This window comes from Brachybacterium rhamnosum (assembly GCF_039526185.1).
GTDB classification, from domain to species: Bacteria; Actinomycetota; Actinomycetes; order Actinomycetales; family Dermabacteraceae; genus Brachybacterium; species Brachybacterium rhamnosum.
Window position 1 is genome coordinate 1,257,573 of the sequence record NZ_BAAAIS010000002.1, and the last position, 19,824, is coordinate 1,277,396.

The window sequence follows — 19,824 nt, forward strand, 5'->3', positions numbered from 1 at the left end:
TATCAGGTGCGGTGGCGAGGTCAGGTGCGGTGGCGAGGGGGCGACGGTGGGGTCGGATGCGGGGTCGGATGCGGTGGCGGGGTGCGGTGACGATGCGTGGCGGAGGCCGGGCTCAGAGGAACTCGCGGAGCCCCTCGGGCAGGCCGTCGCGGAACCACCCGGCGACCTCGCTCGCGTGGTAGGTCAGCACGGTGCTCGCGCCGGCGCGGCGGAAGGCCAGCAGCGACTCGAGGATCGTGCGCTCGCGGTCCAGCCAGCCGTTCGCGGCGGCCGCCTCGATCATCGCGTACTCACCGGAGACCTGGTAGGCGCCGACGGGCACGGGGGAGGCCTGGGAGACCTCCTTGAGCACGTCGAGGTAGGGCATGCCGGGCTTGACCATGACGAGGTCGGCGCCCTCGGCGACGTCGAGCTCGAGCTCGCGCAGCGCTTCGCGGCCGTTGGCGGGGTCCTGCTGGTAGGTGCGGCGGTCGCCCACGAGGGAGGAGTCCACGGCCTCGCGGAAGGGGCCGAAGAACGCCGAGGCGTACTTCGCGGTGTAGGCGTAGACGACGGTGTCCTCGTGACCGGTCACGTCGAGCGCGTCGCGGATCGCCGCGATCTGCCCGTCCATCATCCCGGAGGGCCCCACGAGGTGCGCCCCGGCCTCCGCCTGGGCGACGGCCATGTCGCGGTAGCGCTCGAGGGTCGCGTCGTTGTCGACGCGGCCGTCGGCGTCGAGCACGCCGCAGTGGCCGTGGTCGGTGAACTCGTCGAGGCAGAGGTCCGCCATGACCACGGTGTCGTCGCCGAGCTCGGCGCGGAGCCGGGCGAGGCCCTGGTTGAGCACGCCGTCGGGATCCGTCGCGCCGGAGCCGATCGCATCCTTCTCGGTCGGGACGCCGAACAGCATGATGCCGCCGACCCCGCGCTCGACGGCCTCGGTCGCGGTGCGGGCGAGGGAGTCCAGGGAGTGCTGGGCGACGCCGGGCATGGAGGTGATCGGGCGGGAATCGCCGCCCGTGAGGTCCTCGGCGACGAACATCGGCAGCACGAGGTCCGCGGGGCGCAGGGTGTGCTCGCGCACGAGCGAGCGCAGGGCGGAGGTGGAGCGCAGGCGGCGGGTCCGCTCGACGGGCAGCGGGCCGGTGGGCAGGGAGTTGCGGGCATCCGACGGGGTGCGGGGCTGGGACGGGGTGGTCATCGATCCTCCTGGGGGTCGTCGGTGGGGGTCTGCGAGGCGGGGCCGGGCCCGTGCAGCGCCTGCTGCACGGCGGCGGCGAGGTGGGCATCGTCCGGGGCGTCGGCCTGCACGCTCACCGTGAGACCGGCCTTGCGCGCGGCCTCGGTGGTGGGTGCGCCGATGGTGACGACGGCGGTGCCGGCGCCCACGCCGATGCCGGCGACGTGGCGGGCGATCATCGGGCTGGTGAGGACGACGGCCGCGTAGCCGCCCTCGCGGAGCGCCGCCGCCACGGCGGGCGGCGGGGTGAGCGCCTCGGGCCGGTAGGCGGTGACCTGATCGACCTTCTCGACCAGGTCGCCGAGCGCCTCGAGCCCGCGGCGCACGGTCGGCGCGGCGGCCGCCGAGGTCGGGAACAGGACGCGAGCGGGGGCGGCGCCGCCACCGGTCGTCGACGAGCCGGCGATGGCCGGGCCGGCGAGCGTCGGGAACTCCTCGACGAGCGCGGCGCCGGAGCCCGCGGCGACGTGATCCACACGGATCCCCGCCGCTCGCAGCTCGGCGGCGGTGCCGGGGCCGACGGCGATGACCAGCGTGCCCGCGGGCACCACGATCCCCTCCGCCGCGCCCTGCCGCTCCCGGACGGTGAGCAGGGCGCCGACGGTGGTGCGGCTCGTGACGACGAGGTGGGTGTACCGGCCCGCCGCGAGAGCGTCCAGGGCCGTGCGCAGCGCGGGGGAGTCCTCCGCGGTGAGCGCGAGCAGCGGGTGGTGGTCGACGCGCACTCCCTGCGCCCCGAGCAGCGCCGCGAGATCCCCGCCCCGCCCGAAGGGGCGGGGGAGGAGCACCGGGCGGGGCGTCACAGCGCGGTCGCCTCCGCGAGGATCGTGCCGGCGCCGCGGTCGAGGAGGTCGCGGGCGAGCTCCTGGCCGAGCTGCGCGGCCGACTCGCCCTCGCGGGCACTCCGCTCGCCCTCGACGACGCGGGCGCCGTCGGTCGAGATCGCGAGCGCCCGCAGGTTCAGGCTGCCCGCACGCCGCTCCGCGAAGGCGGCGACGGGGGCGGAGCAGCCGGCCTCGAGGGTGCGCAGCAGCGCCCGCTCGGCCGTCACGGCGTCACGCGTGGCGGCGTCCTCGTGCCCGGCGAGGGCCGTGGCGAGCCAGGGCTCCGTGCTCTCGCGGGTCTCGACGGCGAGGGCGCCCTGGGCGGGCGCGGGGAGCATGACCTCGACGGGCAGCAGCTCGCTGATCGACTCCTCCTTGCCCACGCGGCGCAGGCCGGAGGCGGCGAGCACGACCGCGTCGAGGTCCGCGTCGGCGCCGAGCGCGCGGGCGAGGCGGGTCTCGACGTTGCCGCGGATCGCGACGACCTCGAGATCGGGGCGGGCGCGGAGCAGCTGCGCGGCGCGGCGCGGGGACCCGGTGCCCACGCGGGCCCCACGGGGCAGCTGGTCGAGGGTGCGGCCGCCCGCGGCGCAGAGCGCGTCGCGGGGGTCCTCCCGCGCGGGCACGCAGGACAGGGCGATGCCGGGCGCGGGGGCCGTCGGCAGGTCCTTGCAGGAATGGACGATGACGTCCACGTCCCCGTCCAGGAGCGCCTGGCGCACGGCGGTGACGAACACGCCCGTTCCGCCGATCCGGGCGAGCGGGCTCGTGCGGTCCACGTCGCCCTGCGAGCGCACGTGCACGAGCTCCACCTCGCGGTCCGTGCCGGCGACGAGGGCCTCGCCCACGAGCCCGGACTGCGTGAGGGCGAGAGCGGAGGCCCGGGTGCCGAGGCGCAGGGGTGATCGTGCTGGTCGCCCTGTCACCGCTCAGCGCCCGCCTGCTGCTGTCCGGCGCGCCGGACGTCCTCGGCGGAGTCCACGCCACTGGTGGTGGGACGACAGACCCGGCCCACGCAGCAGTTCGCTCCGCAGACATCGGGGGTCGATCCGAAGTCCGTCACCTCCTCGCGCGGGAAAGCGGGATCCAGGCGCTCCTGGACGAGATCCGCGAGGGCGGACACGAACCGAGGATCGGTCCCCGAGGTCGCCACCCGGCGGAACGCGAGCCCGTGCTCGGCGGCGGTCTCCTTCGCCTCGGTGTCGAGGTCCCACACCACCTCGACATGGTCGGTGACGAAGCCGATCGGGACCACGACGACAGCTTCGACAGGGTGCTCCGTCCCGCTGTCGCCGGTCTCCGCGAGCCTGGTGATCACGTCGTTGACGTCCGGCTCGAGCCACGGGATGTGGGGAGCGCCCGATCGTGACTGGTAGACGAGCTCCCACTGCGGCGCATGCGGCGCGTCGTCGTCGATCTGGTCCATGACCCAGCGGCACGCGGCGAGATGCTGCTCGACGTACCAGCCGCCCGAGCCCTCGACGCGCGTCTCCTCCGGGCCCGAGGCCTCAGCCATGGACAGCGGGACCGAATGCGTGGAGAACAGCACCCGGACGTTCTCGGCATCGTGGCCCTGGCTGGCGAGATCGTCGAGCGCGCTGCGCAATCCGTCGAGCACGGGCTCGAGGAACCCGGGGTGGTTGAAGTAGACGCGGGCCTTGTCGATGGTGACCTCGCCGGCCAGCCCGGTCTCCTGGAGGACCATCCCGAAGTCCTCGCGGTACTGACGGCACGAGGAGTAGGAGGAGTATGCGCTGGTGACCAGCGCCAGCGCATGGCGTCTGCCGTCGGCGTGCAGCGCGCGGACGGCATCGGCGTGGTACGGCTCCCAGTTGCGGTTGCCGAAGTAGACGGGAAGATCGATGCCTCGGCGCGAGAGCTCCTGCTCCAGCGCGGCGATGAGCTGCCGGTTCTGCGCCGTGATGGGGGACCGCCCGCCGAGCGCACGGTAGTGCCCCGCGACCTCTTCGAGCCGTTCGTCGGGGATGCCGCGCCCTCGGGTCACGTTGCGCAGGAACGGGATGACGTCGTCCTGGCCGTCCGGCCCGCCGAAGGAGGCGAAGAGGATCGCGTCGAAGTCGCGCGGCTCCGCCCGGCGGGTGTGCGTCGCGGAGCGCGGATCGACGGAGAGCGGGGTGGTCAGGTGCTGATCGGTCTGGGACGGAGTGGTCACGGTGTCCTCGTGGGGGGGTGCTGGCGGTGGGAGGTCAGGCGAGCAGGGCCGCGACGTCCGCGAGGGAGGCGAGGCGGCGACCGGCGTGGAAGGGGAGCTCGTCGCGCACGTGCAGACGGGCATCGGAGTAGCGCAGGTGGCGCATCATGTCGACGAGGTCGTGGAGGTCATCCGCCTCGAAGGAGAGCAGCCATTCGTAGTCGCCCAGGGAGAAGGCGGCGACGGTGTTGGCATTGACCTGAGGGTAGTCGCGGCCCAGGAGGCCGTGCTCGCGCAGCATGCGCTGACGCTCCTCCTCGGGCAGCAGGTACCACTCGTAGGAGCGGACGAAGGGGTAGACGGTGATCCACTCCTTGCGGTCCCGCTCGGGGTCGATGAAGGCGGGCACGTGGCGCGAGGCGAACTCGGCGCGGCGGTCCACGCCCACGGCGGCCCACGTGCGCTCGAGGAAGCCGCCGGCGGCGGAGGACTCGAAGACGCGGATCGCGGCCTGCAGGGCGGCGGCGTCCTCGGAGCGGAGCCAGATCATGACGTCGGCCTTGGCGCGGAAGCCGGTGAGGTCGTAGTAGCCCAGCAGGTGCGCACCGAGCTCCTCGATGCGGGCGGAGACCGCGGCGAGGGCGTCCTCGATGCGGGCGGCGGTGGTGGTGCCGTCCTGGGTGAGGCCCGCGAGACGGCGGTAGACGGTGTAGCTCGTGTAGTTCGTCGTCGTGAACTGGTCCGAGGGACCCTCGGCCGTGGGAGCCGTCGAGGAGAGGGGAGCGCTGGTCATGAGGGGTTTCCTTCCGCGGTGGTGGGCGTGGTGGACGAGGTCGGTTTCGAGGCGCGGATGATCGCCGCGATGCCGGTGCCGGCGCGCCAGGTACCGGCGAGGTCGAGGCCTGCGTGCTCGGGCCGGGCGAGCAGCGCGGTGACCTCGGCGAGGGCCTCGGCGTGGCCGGGACGGGCCTGGCGCATGGCGCGGTCCCAGTCGATCACGGCGCTGCCGAGGAGGTCCTCCCGGCGCAGCGGCGTCCCGAGGATGACGCTCGCGTCCGCGATGGCGAGGTCGACGATCCCCGACGGGTCGGGGAGGATCTCGCCAGGCCGGCCGTAGGACAGGCGCAGCACGTGCGGGGAGCGGGCCTCGGGCAGGGCCGCGCGGGCGGCGGCCTGCACGTGCTCCCATTTCGCGCTCACGTGGGTGAGCGCCTTGGCCCGCACTCCGCTCCTGCCGGCGGCACCGACGGTCCCGGGGGCCACCAGCGCGCCGGTGCCGGCGGGGAAGGCGTCGAGCGCGGGGGCGTCGACGACGAGGGCGACGAGGCGCACCGCTGCGGCGGGGGCCTGGGGGATCGCGGCGGAGAGCGTCGGGGCGGCCTCTGCGAGCAGATCGCGCGCGGTGTCCGGCGGGACGGCGAGCACGAGCTCCTCGGCGCTGACGGACTCGGTGCCGAGCGCGACCGTCCAGCCGCCGTCGGCCTTTCGGGAGATGCGGCGCACGGGCGCCTCCGTGCGGATCTCGCCGCCGTGCGCGCGGATCTCCGCGGCGAGGGCCTCGGGCAGCGCCCCCATGGTCGGCGCGAGCGAGCGCACCCGCGTGCCGGGGCTGCCGCGGCGCGCGGACTCCGCGGTGATCGCGCGCACGGCGGCGGTGAGCGAGCCGTGCCGCGCGAGGCCGGCCGCGAGCGGCTGGGACGCGCTCGCGAGCTCGAGCGTGCGGGGATCGGCGGAGTGCACGCCGCCGACGATCGGGGCGACCAGCCGCTCGGCCACGCGAGCCCCGCAGCGGGCGCGGATCACGGCGTCGACGCTCGCGCCGGGGCGTGATCCGATGCGGGCGGGGAGCAGCGGCTCGAGCGCCGCGCGCAGCGAGCCCACGAGGCCCAGCACGGCCCGGGCGTCCCGCGCGAGGGGGCGGGAGGGGACGCCGAGCACGGAGCCCGACGGGGCGGGATGGGTGCCGGCGTCGGAGACGATCCTGCTGCCGAGCCCGGAGCGCGGGGTGACGACCGTCGGGGACCCCGCGGCATCGGGCGCCGAGCCGTCGAGCCCCAGCTCGCCGAGCAGCGCGTCGACGTGCCCGCCGGCGACGGAGTACGCCTCCGCGCCCGTGCTGAGCGGGACCCCGGCGACGTGACCGGCCGCGATCGCCCCGCCGAGGGCGGGACCGGCCTCGAGCAGCAGGACGGAGCGGCCCGCGCGGGCGGCGGAGCGCGCGGCGAGCAGCCCCGCGAGGCCGCCGCCGACGACGACCGTGCGGGCCTCGCGGGTGCGGCCGGCCACCTGCCCCTGAACGGTCATCGCTGGGCGTGCAGGAAGGCGACGAGGTCGGTGAGGACCTGCGGGTCCGTCTCGGGCGGGACGCCGTGGCCGAGGTTCACGACGTGGCCGCTCGCGCCGGCGCCGGCCGCGAGCACCGCGCGGGCCTCCGCGAAGCGCACCTCCTCGGAGGTGAAGAGCACCGCGGGGTCGATGTTGCCCTGCACCGGGGTGCCCTCGGGGAGGATCTCGAGCGCTTCGTCGAGCCGCATCCGGTGGTCGACGCCGACGACGGTCGCGCCGGCCTCGTGCATCGGGCGCAGCAGGTGCGCGGCGCCCACGCCGAAGTGGATCCGGGGGACGGGGAGGTCCGCGACGGCGCCGAGCACCTCGGCGGAGTGGGGGAGCACGGCCTCGCGGTAGAGGTCCGCGCCGAGCGCGCCCACCCACGAGTCGAACAGCTGCACGGCGGAGGCGCCCGCGAGCACCTGCGCGCGCAGGAAGCGGCCGGAGAGCTCGGCGACCCAAGAGGCGAGGCGGTGCCAGGTCTCCGGCTCGGTGCGCATGAGCGCGCGGGTGCGGAGGTGGTCGCGGCTCGGACCGCCCTCGACCATGTAGCTCGCGACGGTGAACGGTGCGCCCGCGAAGCCGATGAGCGGGGTCGTGCCGAGCTCGGCGACGGTCAGGCCGACGGCCTCGCGGATGGGGTCGAGCGCCGCCTCGTAGTCGTCGCCGAGCTTGGGCAGCGCGTCGACGTCGGCCGCGGTGCGGATCGGGTGGTCGAAGACGGGCCCGACGCCCGGTCGGATCTCGACGCCGAGCCCGGCGAGGCGGGCGGGGACGACGATGTCGGAGAAGAAGATGCCGGCGTCCACGTGGTGGCGGCGCACGGGCTGCACGGTGATCTCCGCGGCGAGCGCGGGGGTGACGCACGCGTCGAGCATCGCGGTGGTCCCGCGGGCCTCGCGGTACTCGGGGAGGGAGCGCCCGGCCTGTCGCATGAACCACACCGGGGCGGAGGTGTCCTCACTCTCACCGCGCTCCCCGCGCAGATGCCGCAGGAGTGGCGCATCGCTCACGCCGCCGTCGGCGACGGGTCGCGCGGCGGGATGGGAGGCGGGCAGGAGGGACGGGGCGGCCGTCCGGGAAGACGCCCCCACCTGCGGGAGCGTCGGGACGGGGGTAGGTTCTGACGCGCTGTCGCGAAAAACCTGCTCTGACGTGCTGTTCTGTGCCATGACGCCTCTATTGTGCACACCTCGGGGCGAGCGTGCTCCCAGGGGCGCCCGATCCAGGCCGCGGGCCTAGACTGCGGCCATGCTCGCTGCCCTCCGCGCCTCCCACGAGCACCTCGATCTCGATGTGCTCGACGCCCTCACACAGGACGCGGACACCCTTCCCGCCCGCATCGCGGAGCTCAACGCCGCGAGCGGGGCGCTCGAGGGATGGGCCGTCGTCTCCACCTGCAACCGCCTCGAGATCTACCTCGACGCCGTGCGCTTCCACGACGGCGTGGACCTCGTGATCGACGCCGTCTCCGCCGCCTCGGGCCTGGACCGCGAGATCGTCTCCCTCTGCTTCGAGGCCGCGATGGGCGACGCGGTCGCCCGCCACCTCGACGAGGTCACCTCGGGGCTGCGCTCCGTCGTCCTCGGCGAGGCGGAGATCGCCGGGCAGGTGCGCGCCGCCTACGAGGCCGCGCGCCGCACCGGCCACACCACCTCCCTCCTGCACGACCTCTTCCAGCACGCCTTCCGCTGCGCCAAGCGCGTCGCCACCCAGGCGCCGATCGGCGCGTCCGGCCGCTCCGGCGCCGCCGTCGCGATCGACCGCGCTGCCGCGGAGCTCGGCGGCATGGAGGGGCGCAGGGCGCTCGTGGTCGGCACCGGCGCCTACGCGCGCCTCGGCGTCGCCGAGCTGCTGCGCCGCGGCGCCGAGCGCATCCAGGTCCACTCGCCCTCGGGCCGCGAGCTCGGCTTCGCCCGCCGCCACGGCATCGAGGCCGTCGGCGCGGAGAGCCTCGAGCAGGCGATCGCGGAGGCGGATCTCGTGGTCGCCTGCTCCGGCCGCGGCACGAGCCTGTTCCCGGACCGCTTCCTCGGCGCGGGCCGCACCGTCGTCCTCGACCTGGCCCTGCACTCCGACCTGCACCCCCTCGTGCGGCACCTGCGCGGCGTGACCGTGCTGGGCCTGCGCGACCTCGAGGTGGGGACGGACGACGCCGACCCGGCCCTGCTGCTCGCCCAGGACATCGTCGAGGAGACCGTCGAGGCCTTCCGCGTGCAGCAGGAGGTGCGTCGCGTGGACCCGGCGATGGCCGCCCTCCGCCGCCAGGTCGCCGACACGGCCGATGCCGAGATCGACCGCCTGCGCCAGGACGTCGACGGCGAGACGGCCGACGTCCTCGAGCGCAGCATCCGCCGGATCCTCGCGAAGGTCATGCACGACCCCTCCGAGCGCGCCCGGCACCTCGCGCAGACCGGCCAGGCCGACGCCTACGTCGAGGCCTTCCACACGATCTTCGGCATCGACATCTCGGGCGAGGGCGTGAGCGCCGCCGCGGTGACCGGTGGCGCCGGCGCCGCCGAGGACGACCCGATGCACACCGCGGGGTGGATGCGCGTGGACCTCACGGTCCCGCCGTCCTCCGCGCGCGATCTCGCCCAGGCCGCCGTGCGCCGCGGGATCTCAGCGACGACGCCGGAAGAGGCGACGACGGCCTGAGCGCGAGGGCGCCGCCGCGTGCGGCACCTCGGGCTCGTCAGCCCCTTCGGCCTCAACGGGCACATCGGGTTCGTCCGTCTCGATCCAGACGTCGGTCCAGCCCACGTCGCTCTCGTCCCGCGGGCGGTACTCGCCCCGCGGCGCCAGCTGATCGGCGACGTCCGCGATCTCGATCTGCTCGGGCGCCCGCACCTCCTCGCCGCGGTGCGGCACCGGGCAGGTCCAGAAGTAGGGGCAGCCGGGGCATCCGGCGGTCTCCTCGCCGGGCGTCGCCTCCCGCTGCTGCTGGACCGAGTCGACCTGCTGCAGCATCCGCAGCCGGGCGTCGTACGGGTTGATCTCCATGCTCAGGGCCTGCCCGTGACGGGGACGGCGGCGCGGACGGCCGCGTCGACCGCCGCGGCGAGCGCCCACGGGCTGGGCTCGGCCGCCTCGCCGTGGACGGTGAGGCCCTTCGCCTGGGCGGCGCCCGTGGCCTCGTGGTGCACGGTGACCACCCGGATGTCCCGGTGGATGCCGAGGTGCCCGGCGAGGGAGGCGAGCAGCGTCGTGGGCAGCACGACCGCGCTGTACCCCGCGAGCCGCAGGTCCCGGACGACCTGCGGGTCCAGGCTCGTGGTGCGGGGCCGGTAGCCGACGACCGTGGTCACCCGGTGCCCGGCGCGCTCGAGGGAGGTGCGCAGGGTCGGCGGGAGCAGGGCCGAGCCGAGCAGCAGCAGCTCGGACGGCCCGGCTGCCGCGCGGTCACCGGTAGCACCGCCGCCCGCAGGACCGACGGCCTGCGCGATCGAGGCCTCGGCGTCCGAGGCGGTCGCGGTGGGGGTGATGCCGCCCGCCCGGAGCGCCTCCGCCGTCTCGAAGCCGGCGGAGACGACGCGCAGCCCGGGCGGGAGCGCGGAGCCCGTCCCGAGCACGTCCTCCACGAGCAGCTGGGCGGAGAGCGGTCCCTCGACCACCACCACCGCGTAGCGACCCTCGAGGAGGTCCTCGATCGCGAGGCGGGTGTCCGCATCCCGCTGCGGACGCAGCTCGAGGAAGGGGCAGTGGTCGATCGTGTACCCGCGGGACTGCAGCGCCTCGATGAGCGGGACCCCGTGCCCCGCGGCGGAGGGGACGAGGACGGGGAGGGCGCTGGCGGCGGTCATGGCACCATTGTGCCGTGACCAGTCCCGCCCAGCGTGTCCACGACGCCACCCATCGCCTGCTCGAGCTGCTCGAGGCCGGCGAGTCCACGACCGAGGAGGCCATGGCCGTGCGCGGCGAGCTCGCCCTCGCCACCGCCGAGACCGGTCACCTCGAGGACGCCTGGTACCAGGCGGAGGAGCTCGTCAAGGACGCCCAGCGCCGCAGCGGCGGCGACCCGGACCACCCGGCGATCGCCGAGGCCCGCGCGGTGCGCGACGAGGTCGAGCGGATCGCGATCGCCCGGGACCGGGAGAGGAATCCCACCTGAGCCCGGCCGCCGCCGTCCTCAGCCGCGCAGGAAGGCCGCGCAGGCCTTCTGCAGCAGCAGCGGGTCCTCGACCGCGCACATCTCGCGCGCGGAGTGCATCGACAGCAGCGTGATGCCGACGTCCACCGTCGTGATCCCGAGCCGGGTCGCCGTGATCGGGCCGATCGTCGACCCGCAGGGCATGGCGTTGTTCGAGACGAAGTGCTGGTGGGGCACGCCCGCGTCGTCGCAGGCGGCGACGAAGGCCGCGATGCCCACGGCGTCGGTCGCGTAGCGCTGCTGGGCGTTGATCTTCAGCATCGGCCCCTCGCCCAGCCGCGGACGGGTCACGGGGTCGTGGCGCTCGGGGTAGTTCGGGTGCACCGCGTGGCCGGCATCCGCCGAGACCACGAGCGAGGAGGCGAAGGCGCGTCGGCGCGAGGCGTCGTCCCCGCCGAGCGCCGCGTGCATCCGCACGAGCACGTCCTCGAGGAACGGCCCGGCGGCGCCCGAGCGGCTCGCGGAGCCCACCTCCTCGTGGTCGTTGGCGACGAGGAGCGCGATCGGGTCGCCCTCCTCGCGGGGGCCGTCGGCGACGGAGAGCAGGGCCTCGACCTCCGCGTGCACCGAGGTGAGGTTGTCGAGCCGCGCGGAGGCGAGGAACTCCTCGTGGGCGCCGAACAGCGCGGGGGCCTGTGCGTCGACGGTGACGACGTCGAACCCGGCGACGTCCTCCGCGTCCACGCCGGCCTCCGCCGCGAGGATCGCCATGACGTCGAGCCCGCCCTGACCGCCCTGGCCCGCCTGACCCGCCTGACCCTCGAGGCCCAGGACCGGCTGCAGGTGGCGCTGCGGGTCCAGGACCAGCCCCTCCTTGTTCACGGCGCGGTCCAGGTGCACCGCGAGCTGGGGGATCCGCAGCAGCGGGCCGGTGGAAGTGAGCACGGTCGTGCCGTCCCAGAGCGTCAGCCGGCCGGCGAGGCGCAGCTCGCGGTCCAGCCACGAGTTCAGCAGCGGCCCGCCGTAGACCTCGACGCCCACCTGGGCGACGCCCTCCCCGCCGCCGTACCGGGGCGTGGGCTTGAGCTTGAGGGCGGGGGAGTCGGTGTGCGAGCCGACGATCCTCCACGCGCTGCGGGAGTCGGACCCCTCGGGGGCGGACCACGCGATGATCGAGCCGTCGCGGATCACGTAGCGCTCGCCGGCGACGTCCTCCGCGGTCCAGTCCTCGGTCTCCAGCAGGCTCCGGAAGCCGCCGGCCTCGAGCCGTCGGGCGGCCTCGGCGACGGCGTGGTAGCTCGAGGGCGAGGCGGTGACGAAGGCGCCCAGGTCGAGGGCGACGTCGCGGGCCTGCGAGGAGGGGCCGGAGGGGCCGGTGGAGCCGGACGGGCGTGCGGGATGCTCAGCGGTGGAGGTCACGACCTCATTGAACCATCGGTGCCGCGGCAGGGGAGCAGGCGCAGGAGCTTCGCGTCGCCCTCCTGCGCGACGATGACCCCGACGCCGGAGGAGGAGAGGTCCGTCATCCCGGACATCGTGTCGCGGCGGTCCCAGAGCTCCTCGGGCCCGAAGTCCAGGGCGTACTCGACGCCCTCCTCGTGCATCGCGTCGCACACCCGCGGGTCGTGCCGCGCCTCGTCCAGCCGGTCGTGCAGCAGCTTCGTGGAGCGCGGCACCTCCTCGGACATGTACAGGCTCGTCACCTCGCGGTCCGCGAGCGCGTAGACGAGGGAGCTGCCGTTCCAGGGGTTGGTCGCGACCACGGCGTCCGGAGGCACGATCCCCGGCACCTCCGCGAGCAGCGCGCGCTCGTCCGGGGAGAGCAGCTGTCGCCCCTGCCACTGCGGGAACGCGCCGCGCTCCGCCTGGCCGGTCGCGGGGGAGGCCCAGGAGACGGCGAGGACGAGCGGGGCGACGAGCACGCCGAGCGCCCCGATCGCGGTGAGCACGGACGCCGGCGCGCCGCGCGCCGCCGCCCGGTCCCGGAGCGCCCGCCCGATCGCCTCGAGGCCCACGGCGAGCAGGGGCACGGCGAGCACCACGGTCAGCGCGGAGACCCGGTGGTTGTCGCTGTAGAAGGGCCCGGTGAGCAGGTAGCGCAGGTCCCCCTCGGGCAGGGAGCGGATGAGGACGTCGGCGCCGGCGGCGACCAGCCACGGGGCGAGCAGCCAGCGCGAGCGGCTCCGCAGCGCGACCGCGAGCACCGCGACGAGCAGGATCAGCGCGAGCGGCAGGAAGGCCTGCGACGAGTTGGGGGCCAGGGAGAGCACCTGGCGCACCGCCTCCCCGGGACGCGCGGTGCGGTCCCAGGAGGAGGCGCCGCGGGACGGCCGCGCGATGCTCCACCCGACGAGGCCGGCGGCGAGGGCGAGCAGGGCGAGCCCCGCGGTCGCCGCGAGCCCCGCGGGGGCGTCCGCGTCCCCGCGGCGGAGCGAGCGCACACGCATCCCCACGGCGACGAGCGCCATCGGCAGCCCGAGCACGATCGCCGCGAGCGACCCCTGCGGGTGCGCGAGGGTCACGGCGAGCAGGGAGGCGATCAGGATCGCCGCTAGCTGCGCGGGATCGGGCCGGCGCGCGGCGGGGGAGAGGGCGAGCAGGTGCGCGGCCCCGAGCAGCAGCGTGGGCAGCAGGGCGATCGAGAGCAGGTAGGGCAGCAGCAGCCCCCAGCTCATGAGCTCGAGCGGGAAGGCGCCGCTGATCCCGGCGAGGGCTCCGGCGAGGCCGACGGCGGCCCGACCGCCCGAGGTCGCGGAGCCGACGAGGGCCATCATCCCCAGCGGCCACACGAGGCAGCCGGCGGCGAGCATGAGCACGTTCGAGGCGAGGGCGACGTCCTGCCCCGAGAGCTGGGCGACGAGGCTCGCCGCCTGGTGCCACAGGGCCGGGTAGTAGCCGGACTCCCCGGGCAGGCGGGTCATCCCGCCGACGACGCCGACGGAGGCGTCGTGCAGGCGCATCACGTGCCGCACGGCGCTGAGGTGGAAGACGTTGTCGAAGGTCTGGCTGACGGCGTCCACCGACCCCATGCGCCGCAGCTGCAGCACCAGCAGGCTCCCGCCGCCGAGGAGCAGTCCCGCGGCGGGCGCGAGCGCGGCCCGCAGGCCCTCGCGCCCCGTCGGCAGGAGCGGAAGCGCGGGACGGCCTGCGGCAACCAGGTGTCGGGGGCGCGGCCCCGCACGCCGACGGTGCAGCTCGCGCGCCCCGAGCACGACCCCGGCGAGCAGGATCCCGAGGGCCAGCGGCACGAGCAGCGACCAGTCCGCCCGCAGTTCGTGCCCGACCTCCGCGGAGAGCGCGATGACGGCGAGGGAGAGCACGGGCAGCACCGCGCACAGCGCGAGCCCGCGCATCCGCAGGGCGAGCGCGAGGGGCAGCCCCGGCAGGGCCAGCACCGCGATCGTGGCGATCGCGGCGAGGAGGGTCCCGGCGAGCAGGTCCATCTCAGGAGCCTCCTTCCGCGCGCTCCCGGACGCTGAGCGGGCCGGTGGGCCCGTCGAGGACCGCGGTCGCCGCGGGGGCGAGGGCCAGCTGCGTGAAGCGCTTGGTGAGGTGGTCGTCGTCCATGTACACGTAGGTGTCGCCGAGCACGGGGGAGCAGCGGCCCTCGGGGCAGATCTGTGCGCTGAGGTCCAGGAGCGTGAGGCTGCCGCCGCCCTCGGCGGGGGTGAGGCCCGCGGCCGGGTTCTCCGGGGCGAGCTTCGCGGAGGCGTCCGCGCCGCAGGCGGCGTCGGCCTCCACCGGGGTGCCGTCGGCCCCGATCACCGCCTCCGCGCACGCGTACTCGTCCTCGGTCCAGCGCGGGGTGTCGCGAGCGCTGATGACGTCGATGCCGCGCGAGGTGAGCTCCTGCACCGCGGTGACCATGCCCTCCGGCGTGGTCTCCTCGGCGGAGTCCGGGACGGTGCGCGTGGAGCTCGTGAGCACCACGTCGGGCTGCACCGCGTCGAGGTAGGAGAGCACGTAGTCGTTGTACCCCGAGCAGTACCGGCTCTCCTCGGTGCCGGGCACGAAGTCGCAGCTGTCCATGTGGAGGTTCACGACCTGCAGGTCGTGCTCCTGGGCCCAGGGCAGGATCGCGGGGATGTACTGGCGGGCGTGGGAGCTGCCGACGACGACGAGCAGCCCGGCGTGAGCGGTGCCGTCGGGCAGCAGCTGCTGGCAGGGGACGTGCCGGAAGGTCGTCGAGGGGGCGAGGTCCCCGGCGCAGGACTCGGGCAGGTTCGGCCACTGCGAGCCGAGCTCCCAGCCCTGCGGCAGGATCTGGGCGGGCGCCTCGGTGAGCACCTCGTCGGTGGGTTCGGCGGGGGCGGCGGTCGCCGCGGGCTCCGCGGCCGCCTCGCGCTGGAGCAGGCCCCACCAGGTGCCGGTGGTCCCGGCCACGAGCGCCACGCTGAGGCCGACGGCGGCGAGCGCGCGCCAGGGCCGCGCCTCGAGCCAGGCGGAGCGGCGGATCGGCGCGTCCACGAGCCGGGTGAGGCCCCAGGCGAGGAGCACCGCGGCGGTGAGCAGGACGAGCCCGTCCAGCAGACCGGCGCGCTGGTGGCCGCTCACGTGCAGCCACAGCACGAGCATCGGCCAGTGGACGAGGTAGAGCGCGTAGGAGATGTCGCCGACGAACGCCGCGGGCCGGGTCGAGAGCAGGCGGTCCGCGCCCCACCGCGTGCCCGAGTGTCCGGCGACCACGACCGCGCCCGCCGCGATCAGCGGCACCACGGCGATCCAGCCGGGGAACTGCGAGGACACGTCCAGGACGATGCCGACGGCGAGCAGCCCCGCGATGCCCGCCCATCCGGAGAGCGCCCGCAGCGACCGCAGCCGCGGGGCGGTCCCGTCCTCCGGCCGGGCCGCCCCGGTGAGGCGGTCGATCGCGGGCAGGGCGAGGGCGAGCAGGGAGCCGGCCGCGAACTCCCACAGCCGGGCCAGGGTGTCGAAGTAGGCGACCGGCTGCTGGATCGCCGTGGAGTGCACGGACCAGGCGAGGGAGGCCGCTCCGATCACGAGCATGAGGACTGTCAGGGGGCGTCGCACGCCGCGGCCGCGGCGTGCGAGCGGGAGCGCGAGGGCGAAGAGCAGGGGCCACAGCACGAACGCCTGTCCCTGCACGCTGAGGGACCAGAAGTGCTGCAGCGGCGAGGCGGCCCCGGCGTCCCGCGCCTGGTAGTCGACCTGCAGCTGCACGAGCACGAGGTTCTCGACGTAGGCGGCGGAGGCCACCGCCTGCTGCATGATCGAGGGCCAGGCGGAGGCCGGCAGCAGCAGGCCCGTCCCCAGCAGCACGAGCAGGATAGTCACCGCCGCGGGCGGCAGCAGCCGCTTGAAGGTGTGCAGCCAGTAGCGGGGCACGCCGAGCGGGCGGCCGCTCTCCAGGCGGCGCACGAAGGTGCCGGTGAGGAAGAAGGCGGAGAGGAACAGGAAGACGTCGACGCCGCCGGAGACGCGGCCGAGCCAGATGTGGTAGACCGCGACGAGCCCGAGGGCGACGGCGCGCAGGCCGTGCAGCTCGGCGCGGAACGCGGGCCGGGCGCGGGGCCGCTCGGGGAGACCCGCCGGCGCCGGGGCCGGGTCGTCCCCCGGAGCGGCTGCTCGGTCCGGCGTCTCCTCCCGCCCGGAGACCGACTCGCCCGTCGACCAGGCGTCCTGGGCCTCCTGCTCGACGTGCGCCTCGATCGGGCCCTGCAGCCAGTCCTCGAGCGCGGTGGCGCGCGGCGCGAGGGGCGGGCTCAGCCAGTCCCCGAGCCGCGAGCGGGGCGCCGTGCGGGGCTCGGGCTCCTGCTCACCCTGCGTCCAGTCCTCGAGCGCGTCACGCGGCGGGGCAGACCGATCGGGGCGCCCGCGCGGTGCGGGCGCCCTGTCGTCGTCGGGCGAGCGGATCGTCGGCTCTCTGGCGCGGGTCCGAGCTCAGGCGGGGCGGTGCCCGCCGCTCAGGGACGGCCCAGGGACTGGTAGGTCCAGCCGGCGTCGCGCCACTGCTGCGGGTCCAGGACGTTGCGGCCGTCGATCATGTGCGCCGTGCCGACGACCTCCTTGAGGGCGACGGGGTCGAGCTCCTTGAACTGTGTCCACTCGGTGAGCAGGAGGACGAGGTCGGCGTCCTTCGCGGCGGCGTAGGCGTCCTCGGCGATGGCGAGGTTGGGGCGCTCGGCGTGGACGCGCTCGTTCGCGGCGGGGTCGGTGACGACGACGTCGGCCCCGCGGCCGGAGATCTTCGAGGCGATGTACAGCGCGGGGGACTGGCGGGTGTCGTCGGAGTCGGGCTTGAAGGCGGCGCCGAGCACGGCGACCCGCTTGCCGGTGAAGCTGCCGCCGAGGGCCTTGCGGGCCATGTTCACGACGTGGTCGCGGCGGCGGTTGTTGACGTGGTCGACCTCGCGGAGGAACCCGAGGGCCTCGGTGACGCCGAGCTCGCCGGCGCGGGCCATGAAGGCGCGGATGTCCTTGGGCAGGCAGCCGCCGCCGAAGCCGATGCCGGCGCGGAGGAACTTCGGGCCGATCCGGTCGTCCAGGCCGATCGCCTCGGCGATGACGGAGACGTCGGCGCCGGTGGCCTCGCAGACCTCGGCGACGGCGTTGATGAACGAGATCTTCGTGGCGAGGAAGGAGTTCGCGGAGACCTTCACGAGCTCGGCGGTCGCGTAGTTGCCGATCACCAGCGGGGTCTCGACCTCGAGCATCGGCGCGTACATCTCGTCGAGGACCTCACGGGCGCGGGCGGCCTCGGCGGGGTCCTCGGGCAGGCCGTAGACGATGCGGTCGGGGTGGAGGGTGTCCTTGACGGCGAAGCCCTCGCGGAGGAACTCGGGGTTCCAGGCGAGCGGGGCGTTCGAGCCGCCGGCGCGGAGGCGCTCGCGCAGGGAGGCCGCGGTGCCGACGGGCACGGTGGAGCGGCCGAGGACGACGGCCGTGTCCGAGAGGTGGGGGAGGAGGGAGTCGACCGCGGCGTGGACGTAGGTGAGGTCCGCGCCGGCGCCGTCGATCTGCTGGGGGGTGCCCACGCAGATGACGTGCGCGGTGTAGTCCGCGGCGTCGGAGTAGTCGGTGGAGAAGCGCAGGCGGCCGGAGGCGAGCGCCTCGGCGAGGACCTTCTCGAAGCCCGGCTCGTGGAAGGGGGCGATGCCCTCGTTCAGGCCGTCGATCTTCCTCTGGTCCACGTCCAGGCCGAGCACCTCGTGCCCGATCGAGGCCATCGAGGCGGCGTAGACCGCGCCCAGGTATCCACATCCCACCGTCGTGATTCGCATGTCCAGAATGGTAGTCGCAGGCGGCGCCCGTACGATGACACGGTCCCGCGACCCGACCGGGCTCGCTCCGTCTCCGCCCCCGGGAGTCCCCGATGACCGCCCTCGACGCACCGCCCTCCTGGACTCCGTGGAGGGACGGGGACCGTGCCGACGACGCCCGTGCCGCGCGCCTCCCGTGGACGGTCCTCGCCGGGATCGCCGTCCTCGTCTGCGCGGCGCTGAACTGCTACATCGCGCTCGGCGCGGTGACCCCGTCGTTCCCCTTCGACGAGGTGACCCTGCTCGAGTACGCGAGGTACTTCGCGCAGGGCGGCGGGCAGATCACCCCCGTCGAGGGAGCCGGCTACTTCCCGGCGTGGTCGCTGATGATCGCGCCGCTGTGGTGGGTCACCTCCAGCCCGGCCGTGTTCTATGCCGCGGTGATCTGGGTCGGGGTGGGCGTGGCGATCCTCACGATCTGGCCGCTCGCCCTCATCGTGCGGCGCTTCGGCCTGACCCCCGCGCAGGCGGTGGTGGTCGGCGCGATCGTCATGAGCATTCCCTCACGCGCCGTCCAGTCGGACTACACGATGAGCGAGAAGCCCCTCTTCCTCGTCATCGCCCTGCTCGTGCTCGCCGCCATCCGGCTGTGGGAGAGGCCGACGATGCCGCGGGCGGCGGTGTTCTCACTGCTTGCCGTGCTGACCGGGTTCATGCACTCCCGCGCCACCGTGCTGCTCATCGCCTGCCTCATCTGGCTGGCCCTGTTCGCGCTGCGCAGCTGGAAGGCCTCGCTGGTGGGCCTCGCGGTCGCCGCCCCGCTGGGATGGCTCAGCTATCGCTACGCCATGCAGCTGAACGTCGACCTCCTGCAGGGCAGCTTCAAGCAGGGGCTGAACCTCACCGAGAACCTCTCCACCGCACGCCCGTCCATCATCCTGCGGGTCGTCCTCGGACAGAGCTGGAACCAGACCGTGGCCACGCTCGGGGTGTTCCTCGTCGGGGTGGTCGTCGTGCTGTGGATCATCTGGACCGAGCTGCGGCGGCACCGCGCCGTCGGCCCGGCGAGCCTGGTGGGGGCCATGTTCCTCGGGATCTTCCTGGTCTCGATCGCCTCCTGGGCGAACGAGGAGTCCCTGTACCTCGCCGACTGGCGACGCCTGGACGCCTGGATCTACGGACGCTACATGGAGCCCGTCACCGCCCTGATCGTCGCGGCGGGGCTCGCCGCGCTGGTGCGAGGACTGCGCACCTCCGTCCTCGTCGTCGCCGGCCTCGCCGCGCTCGCGGTCATCGTCCCCACCGTGCTGTGGGTCGCTCCCGACGCCCCCACCTGGGGCTACATCACGCCGGCGCACATCGGCGGGGTCATGCCCTGGGCCTCCCTGCTGCCTCACGCGGACGCGGCCACCTGGACCTGGGGACTCGTCCCCACCCTTACCAACGCCAACCGGTTCTGGGCCGTCGCGTCCGTGACCACTGTGGTCGCCATGCTCGTGCTGCTCGCGACGACCCTGGGGAAGGGGCGCCGGGTGCCCGCGATCGCCCTGGCCGGTGCGCTCCTCGCGGCGGCCGGGGTGGGCACCGTCGCCGCGGACCCCGCGACCGACAGCTTCCAGGAGCGCGAGGGCGGGGTGCCGGCGATCGCCGTCGAGGTGCAGCAGATCGAGAGCACCTACGGCCCGCAGGAGGTCGACTACGACCGCACCTGCAAGCCGGCGGGGGTCAACAACGCGGTCGTCCAGAACTACGTGGCCTACTGGATCACGCCGACCACCATGGACACGGTCTTCGACCCCGCCGACTACGACGCCGACGTGGTCCTGTCCTGCGAGGACTGGCCCGAGGCCGCCTCGCTCGGGGCGGTCGCCGCCCGCGGTGAGATCACCGACGGCTACCGGGTGTGGATCATGCCCGGGCCGCTGCAGGACGAGATGCGGGCCGCTGGGGCGCTGGAGGAGCCCTCCGCCGGCTGAGCGGGTGAGCGC

General features: G+C 74.8%; 16 protein-coding genes. 3 read left to right on the forward strand and 13 right to left on the reverse strand.

The annotated features are described in order from the left end of the window. Positions 1-112 precede the first annotated feature (112 nt). Genes hemB through hemE form a run of 7 tightly spaced genes read right to left on the reverse strand, consistent with a single transcriptional unit; the run spans position 113 to position 7,539 of the window. Positions 113-1,183 (reverse strand): porphobilinogen synthase, encoded by a 1,071-nt coding sequence (hemB, locus tag ABD080_RS07605; protein ID WP_343904295.1) that lies wholly within the window; start codon positions 1,181-1,183, stop codon positions 113-115. Further along, entirely contained in the window at positions 1,180-2,025 is an 846-nt protein-coding gene (locus tag ABD080_RS07610) for a uroporphyrinogen-III synthase (RefSeq protein WP_343904296.1), read from the reverse strand. Before ABD080_RS07610 ends, hemB begins: the two co-directional genes overlap by 4 nt. Beyond that, complete coding sequence (gene hemC / locus ABD080_RS07615) at positions 2,022-2,972, reverse strand: hydroxymethylbilane synthase (protein WP_137769842.1); 951 nt, start codon at positions 2,970-2,972, stop codon at positions 2,022-2,024. The genes ABD080_RS07610 and hemC overlap by 4 nt, the downstream gene beginning before the upstream one ends. Further along, a complete protein-coding gene (locus ABD080_RS07620; RefSeq protein WP_377827285.1) occupies positions 2,969-4,219 on the reverse strand; it encodes a ferrochelatase in 1,251 nt (416 codons plus the stop codon). Before ABD080_RS07620 ends, hemC begins: the two co-directional genes overlap by 4 nt. Before the next feature lie 34 nt (positions 4,220-4,253). Next, positions 4,254-4,991, reverse strand: a complete 738-nt coding sequence (gene hemQ, locus ABD080_RS07625) for a hydrogen peroxide-dependent heme synthase (protein WP_343904297.1) — start codon at positions 4,989-4,991, stop codon at positions 4,254-4,256. Beyond that, positions 4,988-6,502 carry a protoporphyrinogen/coproporphyrinogen oxidase gene (locus tag ABD080_RS07630; RefSeq protein ID WP_343904298.1) on the reverse strand — a complete coding sequence of 505 codons (1,515 nt, stop codon included), beginning with the start codon at positions 6,500-6,502 and terminating at the stop codon, positions 4,988-4,990. The genes hemQ and ABD080_RS07630 overlap by 4 nt, the downstream gene beginning before the upstream one ends. Beyond that, positions 6,499-7,539, reverse strand: a complete 1,041-nt coding sequence (gene hemE, locus ABD080_RS07635) for a uroporphyrinogen decarboxylase (RefSeq protein WP_137771664.1) — start codon at positions 7,537-7,539, stop codon at positions 6,499-6,501. The genes ABD080_RS07630 and hemE overlap by 4 nt, the downstream gene beginning before the upstream one ends. A 238-nt stretch (positions 7,540-7,777) precedes the next feature. Here hemE and ABD080_RS07640 point away from each other — a divergent pair, with 238 nt between their 5' ends. Further along, positions 7,778-9,184, forward strand: coding sequence for a glutamyl-tRNA reductase (locus ABD080_RS07640; RefSeq protein WP_343904299.1), 1,407 nt, complete (start codon positions 7,778-7,780; stop codon positions 9,182-9,184). Here ABD080_RS07640 and ABD080_RS07645 read toward each other — a convergent pair. Continuing rightward, positions 9,149-9,529: a hypothetical protein gene (locus ABD080_RS07645; protein ID WP_343904300.1), complete on the reverse strand. Its 381-nt coding sequence runs from the start codon at positions 9,527-9,529 to the stop codon at positions 9,149-9,151. The two genes, ABD080_RS07640 and ABD080_RS07645, sit on opposite strands and share 36 nt — an antisense overlap. A 2-nt stretch (positions 9,530-9,531) precedes the next feature. Then, positions 9,532-10,329: a uroporphyrinogen-III synthase gene (locus ABD080_RS07650; protein ID WP_343904301.1), complete on the reverse strand. Its 798-nt coding sequence runs from the start codon at positions 10,327-10,329 to the stop codon at positions 9,532-9,534. Positions 10,330-10,343: 14 nt separating this feature from the next. Between ABD080_RS07650 and ABD080_RS07655 the strand changes: the two genes are divergently transcribed. Then, a complete protein-coding gene (locus ABD080_RS07655; protein WP_137769848.1) occupies positions 10,344-10,637 on the forward strand; it encodes a hypothetical protein in 294 nt (97 codons plus the stop codon). An 18-nt stretch (positions 10,638-10,655) separates the two neighbouring features. Here ABD080_RS07655 and ABD080_RS07660 read toward each other — a convergent pair whose 3' ends face one another. From ABD080_RS07660 to ABD080_RS07675, 4 genes are all read right to left on the reverse strand, one after another. Then, positions 10,656-12,035, reverse strand: coding sequence for a M18 family aminopeptidase (locus ABD080_RS07660; RefSeq protein WP_343904302.1), 1,380 nt, complete (start codon positions 12,033-12,035; stop codon positions 10,656-10,658). After that, on the reverse strand, positions 12,032-14,059 hold the full coding sequence (locus ABD080_RS07665) for a DUF6541 family protein (protein WP_343904303.1): 2,028 nt from the start codon (positions 14,057-14,059) through the stop codon (positions 12,032-12,034). Before ABD080_RS07665 ends, ABD080_RS07660 begins: the two co-directional genes overlap by 4 nt. Position 14,060: 1 nt before the next feature. After that, complete coding sequence (locus tag ABD080_RS07670; RefSeq protein ID WP_343904664.1) at positions 14,061-16,343, reverse strand: acyltransferase family protein; 2,283 nt, start codon at positions 16,341-16,343, stop codon at positions 14,061-14,063. Between the two features lie 197 nt (positions 16,344-16,540). Then, positions 16,541-17,857, reverse strand: coding sequence for a UDP-glucose dehydrogenase family protein (locus ABD080_RS07675; RefSeq protein WP_343904304.1), 1,317 nt, complete (start codon positions 17,855-17,857; stop codon positions 16,541-16,543). A gap of 92 nt (positions 17,858-17,949) precedes the next feature. Between ABD080_RS07675 and ABD080_RS07680 the strand changes: the two genes are divergently transcribed. Then, the gene (locus ABD080_RS07680) at positions 17,950-19,812 is read left to right on the forward strand and encodes a hypothetical protein (protein ID WP_343904305.1); all 1,863 of its coding nucleotides are present in this window, start codon (positions 17,950-17,952) and stop codon (positions 19,810-19,812) included. Positions 19,813-19,824: the final 12 nt, after the last annotated feature.

Coding starts and splice junctions, on each gene's coding strand:
- hemB (WP_343904295.1), bottom strand. CDS start 1,183: ATGACCACCCCGTCCCAGCCCCGCACCCCGTCGGATGCCCGCAACTCC.
- hemQ (WP_343904297.1), bottom strand. CDS start 4,991: ATGACCAGCGCTCCCCTCTCCTCGACGGCTCCCACGGCCGAGGGTCCC.
- ABD080_RS07630 (WP_343904298.1), bottom strand. CDS start 6,502: ATGACCGTTCAGGGGCAGGTGGCCGGCCGCACCCGCGAGGCCCGCACG.
- ABD080_RS07640 (WP_343904299.1), top strand. CDS start 7,778: ATGCTCGCTGCCCTCCGCGCCTCCCACGAGCACCTCGATCTCGATGTG.
- ABD080_RS07645 (WP_343904300.1), bottom strand. CDS start 9,529: ATGGAGATCAACCCGTACGACGCCCGGCTGCGGATGCTGCAGCAGGTC.
- ABD080_RS07650 (WP_343904301.1), bottom strand. CDS start 10,329: ATGACCGCCGCCAGCGCCCTCCCCGTCCTCGTCCCCTCCGCCGCGGGG.
- ABD080_RS07665 (WP_343904303.1), bottom strand. CDS start 14,059: ATGGACCTGCTCGCCGGGACCCTCCTCGCCGCGATCGCCACGATCGCG.
- ABD080_RS07675 (WP_343904304.1), bottom strand. CDS start 17,857: ATGCGAATCACGACGGTGGGATGTGGATACCTGGGCGCGGTCTACGCC.
- ABD080_RS07680 (WP_343904305.1), top strand. CDS start 17,950: ATGACCGCCCTCGACGCACCGCCCTCCTGGACTCCGTGGAGGGACGGG.